This is a genomic window from Pseudomonas sp. MWU13-2517 (assembly GCF_023242545.1).
In the GTDB taxonomy this organism is placed as follows: Bacteria; Pseudomonadota; Gammaproteobacteria; order Pseudomonadales; family Pseudomonadaceae; genus Aquipseudomonas.
Genome location: NZ_JALMFA010000002.1, coordinates 181316 through 198339, shown reverse-complemented (window position 1 = coordinate 198339; position 17024 = coordinate 181316). Strand labels below are relative to the sequence as shown.

The 17024-nt window shown below is 52.5% G+C and carries 17 protein-coding genes; 9 read left to right on the top strand and 8 right to left on the bottom strand.

Features of this window, described 5'->3' with window-relative positions:
• The first annotated feature begins 61 nt into the window (after positions 1–61).
• The 3 genes from M5B97_RS03485 to M5B97_RS03475 are packed head-to-tail and all read left to right on the top strand — an operon-like array spanning position 62 to position 2539.
• Positions 62–1237, top strand: coding sequence for an MFS transporter (locus tag M5B97_RS03485; protein WP_248730751.1), 1176 nt, complete (start codon positions 62–64; stop codon positions 1235–1237).
• A complete protein-coding gene (locus M5B97_RS03480) occupies positions 1203–1910 on the top strand; it encodes an HAD family phosphatase (RefSeq protein ID WP_248730750.1) in 708 nt (235 codons plus the stop codon). The genes M5B97_RS03485 and M5B97_RS03480 overlap by 35 nt, the downstream gene beginning before the upstream one ends.
• Positions 1910–2539 carry a YdcF family protein gene (locus M5B97_RS03475; RefSeq protein ID WP_248730749.1) on the top strand — a complete coding sequence of 210 codons (630 nt, stop codon included), beginning with the start codon at positions 1910–1912 and terminating at the stop codon, positions 2537–2539. The genes M5B97_RS03480 and M5B97_RS03475 overlap by 1 nt, the downstream gene beginning before the upstream one ends.
• 707 nt (positions 2540–3246) lie before the next feature.
• On the opposite strand, the gene M5B97_RS03470 is transcribed toward M5B97_RS03475, so the two are convergent.
• The gene (locus tag M5B97_RS03470; RefSeq protein ID WP_134659672.1) at positions 3247–4005 is read right to left on the bottom strand and encodes an SDR family oxidoreductase; all 759 of its coding nucleotides are present in this window, start codon (positions 4003–4005) and stop codon (positions 3247–3249) included.
• A gap of 168 nt (positions 4006–4173) precedes the next feature.
• Here M5B97_RS03470 and M5B97_RS03465 point away from each other — a divergent pair, with 168 nt between their 5' ends.
• Entirely contained in the window at positions 4174–5106 is a 933-nt protein-coding gene (locus tag M5B97_RS03465; RefSeq protein ID WP_248730748.1) for a helix-turn-helix domain-containing protein, read from the top strand.
• Positions 5107–5546: 440 nt separating this feature from the next.
• Here M5B97_RS03465 and M5B97_RS03460 read toward each other — a convergent pair whose 3' ends face one another.
• From M5B97_RS03460 to M5B97_RS03445, 3 genes are all read right to left on the bottom strand, one after another.
• Positions 5547–6566 carry a GGDEF domain-containing protein gene (locus M5B97_RS03460; RefSeq protein ID WP_248730747.1) on the bottom strand — a complete coding sequence of 340 codons (1020 nt, stop codon included), beginning with the start codon at positions 6564–6566 and terminating at the stop codon, positions 5547–5549.
• Between the two features lie 177 nt (positions 6567–6743).
• Positions 6744–8012 carry a PAS domain-containing methyl-accepting chemotaxis protein gene (locus M5B97_RS27610; protein ID WP_283100841.1) on the bottom strand — a complete coding sequence of 423 codons (1269 nt, stop codon included), beginning with the start codon at positions 8010–8012 and terminating at the stop codon, positions 6744–6746.
• Between the two features lie 100 nt (positions 8013–8112).
• Entirely contained in the window at positions 8113–8997 is an 885-nt protein-coding gene (locus tag M5B97_RS03445) for a helix-turn-helix domain-containing protein (RefSeq protein ID WP_248730746.1), read from the bottom strand.
• A gap of 361 nt (positions 8998–9358) precedes the next feature.
• Between M5B97_RS03445 and dusA the strand changes: the two genes are divergently transcribed.
• On the top strand, positions 9359–10345 hold the full coding sequence (dusA, locus tag M5B97_RS03440) for a tRNA dihydrouridine(20/20a) synthase DusA (protein ID WP_248730745.1): 987 nt from the start codon (positions 9359–9361) through the stop codon (positions 10343–10345).
• A gap of 216 nt (positions 10346–10561) precedes the next feature.
• Here the strand turns inward: dusA and M5B97_RS03435 are convergent, their stop codons facing one another.
• Positions 10562–11308, bottom strand: a complete 747-nt coding sequence (locus M5B97_RS03435) for a hypothetical protein (protein WP_248730744.1) — start codon at positions 11306–11308, stop codon at positions 10562–10564.
• Positions 11309–11733: 425 nt separating this feature from the next.
• Here M5B97_RS03435 and tal point away from each other — a divergent pair, with 425 nt between their 5' ends.
• Entirely contained in the window at positions 11734–12660 is a 927-nt protein-coding gene (gene tal, locus M5B97_RS03430; protein WP_248730743.1) for a transaldolase, read from the top strand.
• 171 nt (positions 12661–12831) lie between these two features.
• Here the strand turns inward: tal and rssC are convergent, their stop codons facing one another.
• Both rssC and rssB read right to left on the bottom strand, forming a co-directional pair.
• Complete coding sequence (rssC, locus tag M5B97_RS03425) at positions 12832–13314, bottom strand: anti-sigma factor antagonist RssC (RefSeq protein ID WP_010212025.1); 483 nt, start codon at positions 13312–13314, stop codon at positions 12832–12834.
• Positions 13314–14495: a two-component system response regulator RssB gene (gene rssB, locus M5B97_RS03420; protein WP_134659656.1), complete on the bottom strand. Its 1182-nt coding sequence runs from the start codon at positions 14493–14495 to the stop codon at positions 13314–13316. Before rssB ends, rssC begins: the two co-directional genes overlap by 1 nt.
• 276 nt (positions 14496–14771) lie before the next feature.
• Here rssB and M5B97_RS03415 point away from each other — a divergent pair, with 276 nt between their 5' ends.
• A complete protein-coding gene (locus M5B97_RS03415; protein ID WP_134659654.1) occupies positions 14772–15068 on the top strand; it encodes a PilZ domain-containing protein in 297 nt (98 codons plus the stop codon).
• A gap of 63 nt (positions 15069–15131) precedes the next feature.
• On the opposite strand, the gene M5B97_RS03410 is transcribed toward M5B97_RS03415, so the two are convergent.
• A complete protein-coding gene (locus M5B97_RS03410) occupies positions 15132–15821 on the bottom strand; it encodes a VacJ family lipoprotein (protein WP_123715117.1) in 690 nt (229 codons plus the stop codon).
• Positions 15822–16017: 196 nt separating this feature from the next.
• On the opposite strand from M5B97_RS03410, the gene M5B97_RS03405 reads away from it, so the two are divergent.
• The gene (locus M5B97_RS03405) at positions 16018–16626 is read left to right on the top strand and encodes an HAD family phosphatase (protein WP_248730742.1); all 609 of its coding nucleotides are present in this window, start codon (positions 16018–16020) and stop codon (positions 16624–16626) included.
• Positions 16627–16736: 110 nt separating this feature from the next.
• Complete coding sequence (locus M5B97_RS03400; protein WP_134659650.1) at positions 16737–17003, top strand: DUF4404 family protein; 267 nt, start codon at positions 16737–16739, stop codon at positions 17001–17003.
• The last annotated feature ends 21 nt before the right edge of the window (positions 17004–17024 follow it).

The following is a 17024-nucleotide window of genomic DNA, read 5'->3' as shown; positions in this document are numbered from 1 at the left end:
AGGGGCTTTATAAAGCCCCTTTTTCAAAGCTGGTGTTCTACTGTTTTTATCTGGTGACCCGATGTACATGATATTTTTTGGTTTTTTTGCAGCTGAGGGCATTATCTATCCATTCTGGCCAACCTGGCTGGATACCCTAGGATTTAGCACCAGCCAGATAGGTTTGCTGATCGCGGCAGCTTATTGGCCTCAAATTGCAACAGGGGTGTTGATTACTTACGTCGCGGACTGGCGTGTAGATCAAATTTACCTGGCCGCACTACTAAGTTTTTCAGCAGCAGTGAGTACTCTGCTGTTTTATTTCCTACCCTCCTCTCTATTCACTTTTATCGCGCTGAGCATTTCGTTCGGCGGCGTATGGATGGTCGTGCTGCCTCTGTCCGAGTCGTATCTGCTCAAACGAGACAAACAGTCCATTCAAAACTACGGCTGGGTAAGAGCGGTTGGCTCTTCAGCATTTATTTTAATGTCGACACTGGGTGGTATTTTTTTTACTATTTATGGGCTTTCCTGGGTGCCTGTCATCGCTGCTGCAAGCATGACCTTTACAGGCTTGAGTTGCCTATGGCTAAGACATCGAATTCCAAATACTAAATTATCTGGCAATACTCAGATCGCTAAAAAGCCAGATTGGAGACGTTTATTCGAAAACAAAATACTGCTACTTGCAATCGCTTCTGCAGGCATAATCCAATTAAGTCACACGCTATATTTTGCCACAATCTCAATAAACTGGGGATTTAAAGGCTACTCATCGACTACAGTTGGATTATTCTGGTCAGTCGCTGTGTTTGCTGAAATTACATACTTTGCATTCTCAAACAAAATTTTAAGATTTTTCTCTCCGCTATCTATCGTAGTTCTATCCAGTTTATGTGCATCGCTTCGCTGGGCGTTTTTCTCTAATAGCGACGCTGTATCACTAATCATTATAGGACAGTGCATGCACGCGCTGAGTTTTGCTGCTTATCACACGGCAATTATGCGCTTTATCCGCGATCACGCTCCGCAAGACATCCAGATTTTAACTCAGGGTTTCTATTATTCTTTCGCAGTAGCAATACCAATGGGGCTGGCCACGCCTCTTTCCGGCTACCTTTACGAGATAATGCCCAATGGCTCTTTTTATGTAATGGCAATTATAGCCTTACTCGGCGCGCTACTGGCCTTAATCGCTCATCAAAAAATGCGGAATTCTAAACATGATGGCACACACGTTTACAGCGGTCTGTTTTGATATGGACGGCGTTCTTATTCAGTCACGGGAAGTTATTGAGCATGCTTGGACTAGCGTGGCGCGCGAGTACGGCGTTGAAATTAGTCAGGATTTTATTCATGAACACATCCATGGTCGGCCAGGGGAGTATACTCTTCAAGCCCTCTTTCCTAACTTCAGCCAACCCACCCGCAGCATAATCAAAAAACAAGTAGATGCGGCTGAAGAGGTCGCAGTCTGTTTGTTGGTACCTGGGGTGGCAAAGCTAATTTCTAAATTGCGGGAACGCTCAGTTCCGTTGGCATTGGTAACCAGTAGTTGGCCCGCTCGTATCGCCTACGTACTCGATCATCATGGGCTAGAAGCTACCTTTGAATGTATAGTCTCACGCGAGGATGTCAGCAATGGAAAGCCAGCGCCTGACTGTTATCAGCTGGCGGCTCGAAAGCTAAACACCCCCATAAATGAGTGCCTTGTCTTCGAAGACTCCGTAAGCGGTGTGCAGTCAGCTGTAAGCAGTGGCGCATGTTGTCTCGGTATCAGCAATGACTTTTCGCTAAGCAACTACGGCGCCAAGGCGGTGTACACCGACTTTAACGCCCTGCCAATTATAGAAAGTTTGGCACCAACCTCTCTTTTTAATGAAAATGGCCTGATTCTCGGCAACCATAGCTCTAGGAGTTTAACTTCTTAATGACATCAACACTAAAGTATGCCGCTATTCTCTGGGAGTTCTTATCTGAAGGACGTCAGCATAAAAAGTGTGACTTGTTAGTAGTCTGTGGATCGTACGATCTTCGTGTCTGCGATTACGCTTGCGAATTGCTTCGCAAGGGAGTGGCTGAGCATTTATTGTTCACAGGCAATACCGGGAACTGGACTAGACACTTATGGGATAAGACTGAAGCCGAAATTTTTGCTCAGCGTGCACTAGACCTCGGCGTTTTACATGAGCAATTCAGCCTGGAAAAACGAGCAACTAACTTTGCTGAAAATATTGCCTTTGCCAAAGAAATGTTCCCGCAGATAAAGAGCGCGACTTTTCTTACCAAGCCAAACTCAATCCGCCGAGTAAAATTGACTTTACCCATCCAGTGGGCGGGCCTTGACGCGTGGGTTGATGCTCCGAGGTATTGTTTCCCTGAGCAAACTTCCAATCAGGTGGGAGTGCTCGGATTAATCGATGAAATGGTGGGCGATATACAGCGTATTATGGTGTATCCAAAACAGGGATTTCAAATCGAAGAAGAATTACCGAAAAAAGTCCAGGTGGCCTGGAAGTACTTAATTGAGCAGGGGTTTAAAAACCACCTTATCAGTTAATATGAAACGGACGTTTCTGGACGTATCACTTTGTGGTGCCTGCAAGGGAAACCCGTTAGTCCAAGTAACCCACCGGTGGCCATGCGGGATGTCACGCATCCTGCCCAGCCACTCTATTATCGCCCGTTCAATAACACCTGACAGGGGCCAGCTTCATCTCCCGTCGCTTGATCCAGGCTTGGACAACGTGTTTACGGTCGAAGGTTTAGTGTGGCCCCAATGATGGATTGGACCAACTCTATGCACTCCCCCAATATGTATTGAGAAAACTGGCGCACACCTCATCCCGTACCACTTTTTTACCACTCTTTCGAAAAAGAAAGCATTCATCCTTGCAGGTGCCCTTACGCCACTACCATGACATCAGCGAATCTACCGCTCTATTTCCATCTCAAAAAAATAAGGATTTTCGATGAAACAGAGCCGCCGTCGATCAAGTCCAATTTCAGATATTCGCATGGCCCTACGCTTTTCCGTCGCTCCATGACGGTTTGGACATAGCACTTCTCAAACCGCCGGCAGTCTGGCTTAAAGTATTAAGCAGTGGATCTCTTAGCAATTTCCAAGCAAGCATCAATTTGGAATGCTCAACGTAACCGTCCGCGCAAGGCACCATGTTTCGGTGATACGACCTAATCAACCAGTCGCATAAATAGGATCGCAAGCCCGGTCGGTCAACATGGCTTAAGTTACCGAAAAAGGCCTTATCAAGAGCCTGCAGGGACGCTCATCCCTCCGTCTGCCATGACTACGGCTCCTAAAATGTAAGACGCCCGCTCCGATGCCAGGAAGGCGACCACTTCTGCGATTTCCTCAGGCTGAGCGGCACGCTTGATGGGCGTTTTTTCGCCATGCTGGGCTAGGAATCCAGGGCCGTCATCCACAACATCGTTCAAGATATTAGTAACCACATCCCCAGATCCGACTGCATTGACGCGAATACCGTAGTCAATGACCTCCAAGGCCAGCGTGCGCGTAAGCTGGGCCAGCGCTCCTTTTGAGGCGGTGTAGGCAGCAATCGTAGGGAACGCCTGGTAAGTAGCGTAGGAGGCGATGTTGACGATGGCCCCACTTCGATTCGGGATCATCGCCTTTACGGCTTCCCGAGCATGTAAAAATGCGGCGGTAACATTGACCGCCTGGATGCGCTCCCAGTCGTCACGTGTCATATCCACGACTAATTTGTTAATAATTATCCCAGCATTATTGACCAATATGTCCAAACGGCCGAAATGCGCTATCGCTGTAGCCACTGCTGTTTCGGCAGCGCCATCCTGGGTGATATCCGCAATCAGCGGAATCAGGCCAGGTTTGGCGAGCTGCTCGACCGTCGGGCTTTTGTCTTCAGCGACTACTTTAGCCCCACGCTCATGCAGCATCAGGGCGACAGCTCGACCAATTCCGCTAGCTGCACCGGTTACCAGAGCTACTCGACCCTCGAACTCACCACGCGTATCAGAAGCCATCTCTATCTCCAAGGCAGGCGTCCAGCAGCAAGAACTGCCGCTGTAGACAACGTCACCTTCTCCTATCCGTGAGCTAGGATCTGACGCGTTTTTGCCGAACTGTCGGGATTTTGCTATTTGTTGCCAGGGCTAGGTACCCTGTCCAACCATCGCCCGCGAAACCACGCCATGGAAAAATTCAGACAGCCAATTCTTTCAACTCATCAGGAGTGTATTCCTGCCCATAAAATGCCAGATTACCTGCCCGCTACCGCCCATCAGCCTATCGGCCAAAGCGTTAACTCTCAGGTGCAAGTACAAATATTCAGGCATCGAACCACCCTACAGAATCTAACGATCCCCGCCGTCGCAGAGCCATTGCTTGTTCTGGTCGTTTCAGGCGCTGCGATTGTAGAAGAGCGCGTTGGGGAAGAAGATTGGATATCCAACGCCGTCACAACTGACGACTTTTTTCTGACGATGTCGCCCGTTCCCTATGAAATGCGATGGCAAACAGCAAGCGATGGGGGCTTTGAGGTAATACATGTCTATCTCAGCCAGGGGCTACTGGATCTTGCCGCTAGGGATGTATTTGCTGGCCATGGTGGGACAATGAGGCTTCGGGAGGCATCAGGGGAGCGAGACGATGAAATCTCCAGACTCATGAGATCCCTCTATCACGAAATGACCTCAAGCGAACAAGCCAGCTCTTTGTATTTACAAGGAGTAGCCCAGGCGCTGGCCGTGCATTTAGTCCGAGGCTACGGGGACAGTATTGACTCGTCCACGCGCATGAATGCCTTGCCTGCTTACAAACTTCATAGGGCCATAGCCGCCATGCATGCTGGGCTGGATAGCGCGTTCAACTTAGGCAGGCTGTCCTCAGAAGCTAGCATGAGCATTTCGCATTTCAGTCGCATGTTCAGAAAGGCAACGGGACGTAGCCCTTCCCAGTACTTTATTCATATGCGAATGGAGGTGGCACGTCAGCTACTTCTGGAGTCCGATCTCAGCATCCTTAACGTCGCCCTCAACGTTGGATATGCAAGTCCGAGCCATTTCGCTCAAGTTTTCAGGCGTCATACCGGCGTAACACCGCGTGAGTACCGACATCGCAGCTAAGTTCAGATAGATACCCGCGTCGCACTATCAACACCCAGCCCCCTCTGAACCATTCCTGATCAACAGCCCCCCTTCGCATTCTCCATCCCAGATTCCAATGCCCTCAGTCATAGCTCAACCGCAAACCCTCTCCCGCCGCTTCACCGTCGCCATCATGAAGGATTGGATATAGTCCTCAAAACCACTAGCTCTGCTATCGAGCACTGATAGATCAGTCTCATAGTAAATTCTAAGCAAGCATAAATTTGGTAGACCCCTGCTATGCTTAGCCGTTCTCGATGAGGTAGTACACATGCCAGATGATTATTCACTCTCGGATTTGCTTGAACGAAGACCGAAGAAAGTTTTCAGAATCGAACGGTTCAAGAACATTAAAGTAAAGGTGTGCAACGTCAACATAGACGTCATCCAGTCAAGCCTTATTATATAGTCGCAAGAAGCTACGGCCCGATCCGTTTGCCGTTCTGAAACACCCTATCCTTGCCATCATGTTTGGCTTTATACATATTAATATCTGCGCATTTAAGCACTGCTGACATGTCTGATATTGCCGAAAATTGCGCGATACCCGCGCTACAGGTATATTGATGTGGAGGCAAGACACTGCAACGAATGTTTGCTAATAAGTGCATTGCATATTCATGCGCAACGGCGTCATCGTCGCCCAATAGTAAGACACCGAACTCTTCGCCACCGATCCGCCCAACACTGTGGCTGCCCGGGGTAAGTTTCAGGCAAGACGCCATAGCGCATAAGATCTTATCCCCAATATCGTGACCGTACTGATCGTTCTTCTGCTTAAAGCTATCGATATCCAACATAATAAAATAGCCGCTGCGACCTTCTGCCAATGAGCGTTGAAAGGTATCCATGAAGGCACGCCGGTTAAGTATAGAGGTAAGAAAATCCGTCTCCGCCAATGCTCTGAATTCACTTTCTTTCAAAAGTATTGAACGCATGCTTCTCAAATAGGTAAAACTAAGTGTAACGCCAATAAACATGGAAGCGATGCTAAAAATGCCCAGATAAATCCCGAGCCCACTATACAAACCGAGATCGAGTGAGGGCCACATTACTGCCCAAACCAGCACTGCGGACAATAAATAATCTTGCACCGCAACAAATAAAATGGCGCTACTCACTACGATAATTACAGCAAGCGGAAGTGCGAAGATGCGCAACTCAATATGCGCGGCAATAACATGCCCAAAACCTAATGACAACAAAAAAATATATACACCGCCGAGTACTCTCCACACCCAAAAATAAGCGGTTTTACAGTGGATATTCCAGACCAATAACAGAGTGATTGTAACCGTAATATTTGGCAGATCCAGCGTGGTCATAGGATCAATCAACAAAACAACTATCCAAGCAACCAGCCCCACCAATTCAATCTTGGTAACTGCGGGTGATAGTAGCGTTCGCATTCTTGATCTGATCTTGAAAATCACCGGCATCCTAAACTCCGCTTTCGAAACCACCTGGATATTTTAATGTCAGGGCCAGAGCTCATCCATGACGCAGATTTTTCTCTACTACTGTCGATCTTATTAATCTGAAAAAGAATGCATGTAACAATCGCGGTGCCTGCAATCTATGAAACAGTAAGAATTAATGCGAGGAACACAAAAAATTCAATCCAGGTCGCTGGTGACCCTACCAATTGCTTTCACGACTTGCTCAGCGCCAAACTGGATAGCCGCCATTGCCATGCGTGCCTGCTCGGATAACTCCAGCAAAACGTCGGCTTGGTCCCTGCTACACTGAACGCGCAACGCGGCTTGACCAGCAAATTCACGATTTTGCAGGACCACGCCTGTAATCTCTTGCGTTGCTAAACTGGTGCGGCCGGCGAGTTTGCGCACTTCATCCGCCACTACCGCAAAACCTCGCCCGTGCTCACCTGCGCGTGCCGCTTCTATAGCAGCGTTAAGCGCTAAAAGATTGGTCTGGGAGGCAATGGACCCAATGGTATCAACTATAGAACCGATCAACTGCGACTGCGATTCAAGAGCGGTCATGCTGTCGGTCACTGAGGCCATCTGTTGCGCAATAGTTTGCGTACCGCGAATCGAATCGGCGACCAGATCGATGCCTCTTTTCGCTTTTACGTCGGTATCCAACGACACGTCGTAAGCCATAGTAGCGGCTTGCTTGACTCCTTCGGCTTTCTCAACTTGCTCGGTCACCACGCTGGCGAATTTGGCTATTTTATAAATCCGGCCGGAAGCGTCCTTGATGGGATTGTAAGTGGCCTCCAACCACACCACTTTTCCGCCTTTATCAACCCGGCAAAAGCGCCCAGCGTGGAACACACCTCTGTTTAGTGTTTTCCAGAATTCGGAGTAGTGCGCCGAAGCCACGTCCTGCGCCAAGCAGAAAATACGGTGATGCTTGCCCTGTAACTCCGCAGCGCTATACCCCATAGCTTGTACGAAAGACTCGTTGGCATGAACGACCTCACCTGCAAGGTTGAATTGAATTATCGCCATTGAACGATTCAGCGCGCTAAATATTTCTATGGCGTCCTGTTCGTCCCGCGCTAGGGGAGGCGCAACAATGCCGTAGCCTTGGAACGTTCGGTTCGCCGCTTTGACCCAACCGATACTAAGTGCAACAGTGCAGCCATCGGCGGCGCGATAGAGTTGCTGATCTATAGCGCATAGGCTCGGAGCGAATTTTCTTTGCGGATCATTTGAGATGTCGCTCACTGCCATGCTCGACAGACTTTCCAAAGAATACCCTAGCGTCTCTGCAAATCGCTGATTGGCCGAAATAATTCGCCCAGCTCCATCAACGTGTATTGAGAGAAAGACCGAATCGATGCCGGCGAGCGTACCGAGCAACTCCGTTAGTTTCCCTTGATGTTCAAACAGAGCATTCTTGACTCGACGATTAAACATACTGACATCCGGTAGGAGCGAGCGCAAAAAAGGACAGTTTTATGTACATATTTTTCTAGAGAGCGAATTAAAAATAATGCATCTTCATCAGGTTCACACCCTAAAAACTGCAGATATAAACAGAATTACCCTCATCCTCGTACTCAGCAACGCCTAATTCCATACTTACCCGAGAAACCGAAAAACATATTGACATGGCCCGCCTCATCAGCTCGACAAATGCCGGGCTCAACTCTATTAGCCGCTTATTACATTTGAAGTAACCTTGTAACTCTCCCTCTTTGATCATGCGTTGCATGTGGGTTTTTGACACGCCCAAGTTCGACGAAATTTGAACATAGGACGAGACGTTGTAACCGGTTTCCAGCGATCCGTTTCGCAGGGCATCGGTATAAAGCGCAAGCATTGGCAAGTGACCGCCGTCCCGATTGAGAATCCATTTTGCTTCAGGGAGCATCTTATCGAGCAGCAAATCTGATTCAAGAATTTTGGCAAACCCACGAGCAAAAACCCGTAATAAATTCGCTGACCTTTCTAATCCCGACAACGAACTATTGTACGGAGAGATCATCTGCGCAGGCAGTAAGTACGACTTGATCAACTGCGTGGCATCGTACAACGTTTTATCCGTAGGTTGAAAACTACGCTGGCGTCCATCCTGAACGTGTAGCTGAACGTCCATATAGCCACTTAAAACCAAAAATGAGAAATAAGTATCCAGACTGTTGCGAGACATATAACCTCGCCTCTGGCAAAAAGCTTTTACTGTCGACAAGGGGACTTTTTCATCTTTATAGCTAAAACTCAGCAAAGATAGGGCCACCATGAACCTGTCATACTTTAAAAGATTCTTATAGAAAAAAGGCTTTTCTCGATAGCTTTTCATTATCAAATCAAAATGCAGAAGAATAGCTTCGTCTATATAGACTTGTGTCATCTCGAAACTGGTCTCTTTCAAACGTTCAAGCAGATCAGTTATGTTCATCTAACCTAAACGACCTCTTCACACTAACCAGATAGTTACAAATCGCAATTTTCGTAGTATATACATATTCCAACAGTTGGCTGATTCACCCCAAAAATGTTTTATGGCCTGGATCGCCTCAAGCACGTTAGGCTGAGCGCGCGTCAGATCGATTTCCTATCGGCGGAGTGCTGTCTATCGAAGGAAGGGCTATATAGGGGGCAGATCACGATATCTGAGGCAATGGCCGGTTCTGATCGTCGGTATATTTCATCCGTTAACGTTACGTGCGATATGGTCAGGAGCGCTTCACACCTCCCCGACACCCAAGACCCATCCCTGATAAACTGCGCCCATTCGCCTCGCTGACTTAGATTCCCCCATGCCCCTACAAACCGCTCCCCTCTCCCGCCGCTTCTCCGTCGCCCCGATGATGGACTGGACCGACCGCCACTGCCGGTTCTTCCTGCGCCTGCTCTCCAAGCACGCCCTGCTCTACACCGAGATGGTCACCACTGGCGCGATCCTCCACGGCGATCACGAGCGCTTTCTGCGCCACAACGAAGCCGAGCACCCGCTTGCCCTCCAATTGGGTGGCAGCGTTCCAGCCGACTTGGCGGCGTGCGCGCGTATGGCGGAGGCTGCCGGTTACGATGAGGTGAACCTGAACGTCGGCTGCCCCAGCGACCGGGTCCAGAACAATATGATCGGCGCGATCCTGATGGCTCACCCAGCCTTGGTGGCCGATTATGTAAAGGCGATGCGGGATGCGGTATCGATTCCGGTGACGGTGAAACATCGCATCGGGATCAATGGGCGGGACAGTTATGCCGAGTTGTGTGATTTTGTCGGCACGGTGAGGGATGCGGGGTGCACCAGTTTTACGGTGCATGCGCGGATTGCGATTCTGGAAGGGTTGTCGCCGAAGGAGAACCGCGACATTCCGCCATTGCGCTATGACGTGGCCGCGCAGTTGAAGCGGGACTTCCCGGAGTTGGAGATTAATCTCAACGGCGGCATCAAGACGCTGGAGCAGTGCCATGAGCATTTGCAGACGTTTGATGGCGTGATGCTGGGGCGGGAGGCTTATCACAATCCGTATTTGCTGGCGGAGGTGGATCAGCAGTTGTTTGGCAGTGAGGCGCCGGTGATCAGCCGGGCGCAGGCGTTGGCGCAGTTGCGCCCGTATATCGCTGAGCATTTGGCCAGCGGCGGGACGATGCACCATATTACGCGGCATGTGCTGGGGCTGGGCACCGGGTTCCCGGGGGCGCGCAAGTTCAGGCAGTTGTTGTCGGTGGATATTCATAAGGCGGCTGACCCGCTGGCTTTGCTGGATCAGGCTGGGGAATTGTTGGAGGGGCGGTGATTGGTTAGCGGCTGGGGATCAGTTGGTTTTGGATTGACGGACACATTGCTATCGGGGCAAGCCCCCTCCCACATTTGGATTTATGTATCTCAGCAAGGCAGCGGTGGCTGTGAGGCTGTCATCGCAGGCAAGCTAGCCCTTGCAATTTGAGCGGTGGCCTAGCCTGGGCAAGTGCGAGGGCGCGGCATACGCTGCCGGCCCTTGCTGCAATGTTGCTTAGTTCTCCGGCACTGTTCCTTTGGGAACAGTTACCCATTGGTCGGTGTCGCGGTTATACTTTTTCCAATCTTTCTCGGTTCTAACCTTGCGGTATAGCGTGCTGAATGTTGTGCCGCCTAGAATTTGAAATTGAACTTCGCCGCCTGGTGTTTTGCAGTTAACCAACCCCAGAATTGGAGAGTTCGGGTTCACTTGTAGTGCATACACTGCATTCCCAAAGGTTCCGGTGGTGGCGTAGTCCAATGCAAAACTCACGAACTGGCTTTTCGGGGTGTCGCTGGACTGTAATGCGAGCAGTCGCATTGTCGTGAAGGTGGCACCGTTAAAACCCAGCGCATGCAAGTCAGGCCCATCGATGGCCCAGTACTCTTGGGGTGTGCCGCCTCCTTTGACGTATTTATCCAGGTCATTCTGAGCCTTGGAATAGATAACCCCGGCCTTGAGCTTCTGGACATGCCAATTGTTGGTGTCTGCGTTTTCATACGCGCGGTACACCCAGGTGGCAGGCGCCGTCACTCTGGAATCAGTGATCTTCCCGCCATAGGTCGAGGTCAGTTCATTTTCCTTCTCGAGGGTACGACTGCCTATCGGTCTGCCGGCTTTGGCGGTGGCAATGATATCGCGCATCTCCTGGTTATCGTAGCAACCGGCGGTGAGGGCTTGCTGCACTGTTACATCGGCAAATACCACCGTTGAACATATAAAGCCCATGGCAGCGACTAGCGTTGATACATTCCATTTCATCACGTCTCTCCTTTACTTTTTCACTGGCGGACAAGCAGATAATTAATGGGAAGGCACACACGCACTTCGCCGCGGACAATTAAGTCATCAGAGTTTTTATCGGCGTATTCAGCGTCTGCGATTCAGGTATAGCACAAGCAAAAACAGCAACAAGCAAACTTATAAGAAATAAAGTTTTCACAACTTCAAAGTATTGAATTCAGCTATTTAAATTGGCTTAAAATTGACTCAAAGGCTGTGGCATAGCCTGCGGTCACTCCGGTTGAACCTACCACCGGTTTTGCCCTCCTATTGATCAGCAAGGCCGGTCATTCAAACGGCTGTTTTCAGGTTATCGCCCTCGCAAACGCTCGAACACGTTTGCGCCCTTGAGCGCCTGCCGGTGCTCGGGTAATGTCACCAGACCCATAGGACAGAGCACGCCCATGACTTCCAAGCTGGAACAACTCAAGCAATTCACCACTGTCGTTGCCGATACCGGCGATTTCTCGGCACTCGCCAAGCTCAAGCCACAAGACGCCACCACCAACCCTTCCCTGCTGCTCAAGGCCGCGTCGATTCCGGGCTATGCCAAGCTGCTGGATGAATGCGTAAAAGACTGCGATGGCGATGTGGGCCTGGCCAGCGACCGCTTTGCGGTGGCGGTGGGTCAAGAAATCCTCAAAGTGGTACCGGGCCGCATTTCCACCGAGGTGGATGCCCGTCTGTCGTTCGACGAAGCCGCCATTCTCAAGCGGGCGCACCGCCTGATCGACCTGTACGACAAAGCCGGCGTTGGCCGTGACCGTGTGCTGATCAAGATCGCCTCCACCTGGGAAGGCATCCGCGCGGCGGAAAAGCTGGAAAAAGAAGGTATCCAGACCAACCTGACCCTGCTGTTCTCCTTCGCCCAGGCCGTGGCCTGCGCCGAAGCCGGGGTGTTCCTGATTTCACCGTTCGTGGGCCGTATTTACGACTGGTACAAGAAGGCCAACGGCAACGACTACACCGGCGCGGATGACCCGGGCGTGCAGTCGGTGACGCGCATCTACAACTACTACAAAGCCAATGGCTATAAGACTGTAGTGATGGGTGCGAGCTTCCGTAACCTGAGCCAGATCGAGGAGCTGGCCGGGTGTGATCGCCTGACCATCAGCCCGGATCTGCTGGAGAAGCTGGCAGCCGATACTGGCAAGCTGGAGCGTAAGCTGGCGCCCGGGCAGGCCGGTGAGGCGCGTATTCATATGGACGAGAAAGCGTTCCGCTGGGCCTCCAACGAAGACGCGATGGCGACTGAGAAACTGGCCGAGGGTATTCGGCAGTTTGCTCGGGACCAAGAGAAGCTGGAGGCGTTGTTGTCGGCCAAGCTGTAAAAGCGCAGGCGGCAAAAAGGGCGGCACCTTTACGGGTGCCGCCCTTTTTTTGTGCCTTTGTCCCGGACTCAAGCCAGGCTTAGCTTAACTGAGGGCGCGAAGGGTGGGTCAATCTGGAGACCGACGCTCGCAAGCCCGCTCCCACAGCTGGACGGGATTTTCAGCTGCAGGTCAGTGGCGTTCCAGGGCGTTGACGAGGTCGTGGAAGGCTTCGCGGTTGGACTCGTTCAAGCCCATCAGGATCTTGTGCGCTTCCAGCACCTTGACCCGCACGATTTCTTCGGACTGGTCTTGCGAAGGCAGGTCGGTCAGGCATTCAGGGCATGGGATCGGGCGGTCAACGATGTTGAACACCTGGTCGAAGCCCATCGACTGCAATAGACGTGTGATGTCTTCGTGGGTGGTGACCACAGTCGGCAACAGGCCGACCTTCTGCCGAGACAGAATGGACAACTTGGCCAACAGGCCCAGCGTGGTGCTATCGATGCTGCGGGTTTCGGTCAGATCGATCACGATCGCCGAGAAGTTCAGCGCTGTGAAGATCCGCTCAATCGTCGCATCCAGCGCCGAACACAAGGTCAGGCGCACTTCACCGACAAACTTCAGGACAAATGTCCCGTCCTGCTCGGCGAATTGGATTCTTCCGGTACTCATCAAAGATTCCTGCTCAACACCAATAGGGCGATATCATCCGGCATCTCCCCTAGCGTGGCCAATCCAAACACTTGCCGCAGGCCATCCAGGCTGCCGCCCGCCGACTTGACCTTTTGGGGCAAGGCGGCTTCTTTCTCCTTGAGTGTAGGCTCTGGAAGAAGGTCCAGGATACCGTCGGACATCAGCGTGAGGCTGAAGGTCGGCGGCAGTTCCAGGATGTGGTCTTCGTAGGTGGCTTCATTGAACAAGCCTACGGGCAGACCACGCCCTTCCAGGTAACGCACACTGTCGGGAGTGTATAAAACAGGCATCGGCAGGTGACCGCCAATACTGTAGGTCAGAAGACCGGTTTCTTCATCAATCACGCCGCCGACCATCGTCACGTGCTTGCCCAGCTTACAGCTGATCAGGCCTCGGTTGATGTGGCCCAGCACCTCGGAGGGGGTAAATTCCGGCAAGGTGCCATTGCGCTTGGATTCGAACAACAACCGCGTGGTCATGAACTTCAACAACACGGTGACAAACGCAGATGATGCGCCATGGCCGGAAACATCGGCCAGGTAAAACGCTACACGTCGTTCATCCACACGGAAGTAGTCGACGAAATCACCCGACAGGTACAACGACGGGATGATCTGGTGGGCAAACTTGAACTCGTCAATGCTCCACGGGCTGACCGGCAGCATGTTCATCTGCACCTGGCGACCGGCGTTCTGGTCCTCCTGAAGCAGATTGAGGCTGGCCTCGAGCTCGCGGTTGGCGCTCTCGAGCTTTTCGCGGTAACGCTGGTTCTCGACCAGCAGGCGTGCCCGGTCCAGCGCGCGGCGCACCGAGTGCTCCAGCACGGCAAGGTCTTCCAGGGGCTTGATCAGGTAGTCGGCGGCGCCCAGGCGCAGGGCCTCGACGGCATCGTTCATCACGCCGGCACCGGACACGACAATCACCGGCGTCTGTGGGGCACGCTCAGTCACCTGGCGAATCAGCTCCAGGCCACCCATCTGGGGCATGCGCAGGTCGCAGATCACGAGGTCGGGCTGGTCGCGCTCGAACACCTGGAGACCCTGTTGGCCATTACTGGCCTGCAGGACGCTGAAGCCACTGTCTTCCAAATAGGCCGCGAGGCTCGCGCGCACTACTTCGTCGTCATCGATTATCAGCAGCGTGGCACTGGTTTTCTGCATGTGGGCAAACGGCGCCAGAATTAGGTTGGCGTAGGTGGCTCGACAATGGCCGGGCGCACGTACTGGATTCGCTTTCTAGCCTCTCTGTCCTACAAAGCATAGGCAATTAACCCACGCACAACTGTAAAGCAGAGGTGCCCTTCTAAGGCGCAGACGGTACTCCCATCCGTCAGGGGTTTCAAGCTCATGCCGATGGTCGCCGGGCGTCTTTACACCGCAAATCACCGGGAGTTATAAGAACAGCCAACACCACAACACAAAGTAAGGATGGAACCCATGAGCGAACACGAGCGCGACTACGCCGAAAAACGCGACTTCATCCGCATGCGAGTGGATGCCGATGTGTCGTTGATCCACGCCGGGCAGGAGATAGCCGGGGTTTGCCTGGACCTTTCCAGCTCAGGCATGCAGGTGCAGGCCCCTCGCCAGTTCAACGTGGGTGACCCATTGACCGTACGCATCGATTCAGAGCATCCGGCCCTCAAGGGGCTGGAGGCGGACACCGAGGTGGTGTGGACCAAGGCCATGGGCGATGAGCAGCACCTGGGCCTGAAGATCTTGAAAATGCGCTGAAAGCCATCCACAAAAAAGGCGACCACTAAGGGTCGCCTTTTTCCATTTCAAAAATGTCACGGCTTAAAAGTCGTCGACGACCTTGCCATCCTTGACCTTGAACTCACGGTTCTGCAGGTACGCATTACGGATGAAGGTGTACTTGTCGCCGGTGATCAACTTCTCGCTGTCGAGCAGGCTGGCACGGGTATCAACAATGTTCAGGCCGAAGGTGCTGTTACGCCAGCCGATATCGTTCATGTAGCGATACGGCTGGGTGTAGGTGTCGACGTATCGGGACGGCGCATCACGCAGGGTGCTCGGCCCCAGCAACGGCAGCATCACGTAAGGACCACTGCCAACGCCCCAGTAGCCGAGGGTCTGGCCGAAGTCTTCATCGTTGCGGTGCAGCCCCATTTTGGTGCCGACATCGATAAAGCCCAGCACACCGAATGTGGTGTTCACCAGCAGGCGAGCGGTGTCGACACCGGCCGCATGCGGTTTGAGCTGCAGCACGTCATTGGCAAAGTTGCCGACATCGCCGATGTTGCGGAAGAAGTTATGGATGCCCGTCTGCATGAACTGCGGGGTGACAAACTGATAACCCTGGGCCAATGGCTTGAGCGCGTAAGTGTCAACGGTGTCGTTGAAGGTGAAGATCGGGCGGTTGACGCTCTCCCATGGATCGTCTTCCGACGCAGCCTGGGCGGCGAACGGGGCCATTAAAATAGTGGCACACACAGATAGCTGAGCGAAGTACTGGCTCCAGCGCATAGCTTTGGCTCCTTGAATAGTCTGTCATGGGCGCTATGCCCTGAAGAAGGCCGTCAGTATATGACGGAAGTAACAATTTAGGCAGCCAGTAGGAAACGTCATATGGAAAATGCACAAAATTCCTACAATCACCTGCCGATGTCATCTGCTTGTCATACCGCCTCGCTAGCGTCACAACTATTTCAGGGATGTTGAAATGCCTCACGCCGAAATTGCCGTCTCCAGCGCCCCGGCCCTGACTGCCGTACTGTTCGGCCTGAGTGGCTGCCTGGTGGACTTCGGTTCCCAGGCACGCACCGATTCGTCATCTCTCGACTCCCAAGCTACCCCTGGCGCGCTGAAGATCCTGCGTAGCCTCAAGGAGCAGGGCGTGCCCTGTGCCTGGCTGGATGAACTGCCCGCCGCGGTGACCAAGCCACTGGCCGCCCAATTACCTGATTGGTTGAAAGCAATACCGCCCTCCTCCATCCGCTGGCCTGCGCCTCATGCGTGCTGGCAAGCCTTGATGGAATTGAACATCGAACGCCTGGACGGCTGCGTACTGGTCAGCGGTGAGCCACGCCTGCTGCAATCAGGGCTGAATGCCGGGCTGTGGACCATCGGCCTGGCGTCCTGCGGGTCACTCTGTGGCCTGGCGCCCGAGCAATGGCAGGCACTCACAGAGCAACAGCGCGAGCACAAGCGCGGCAAAGCCACAGTGGCGTTATATGGGCTGGGCGTGCACTCGGTGATCGATCACCTGGGCGAGCTTGGTACCTGCCTGGCGGACATCAGCCTGCGCCGGCTCAAAGGCGAGAAGCCCTGATCGAGATCATGCACAGCCGGCGCCGGTGGATTAATCTACAGGTCAGCCCGTAGACCTTTCCCGGCGTGCCGCGGTCTATGCCAGTGCCTATCGATAAAAGGAAAAACGTCATGCCTGATCGCAAAAAACTGGAAGAACAGGTCGAAATCCTGCGCGGGCAGCTGGAACAGGACCCGCCGCTCTCGCTCGAAAAACGTGAAGCGCTGGAAGAGTTGATCGCCCGATTCGAAGTGCAACTTGAATTGGAACCGGCGACTCAGACACCCAGCATTGCTGACGATGTAAACCGGGCGGTGGAGGGTTTTGAACTGGATCATCCAGGCATTGCCGGGACATTGCGCAATATCGTGCTCACGCTGGGCAATATCGGGATCTGATCTACCCCGCCAGCCAAGCGC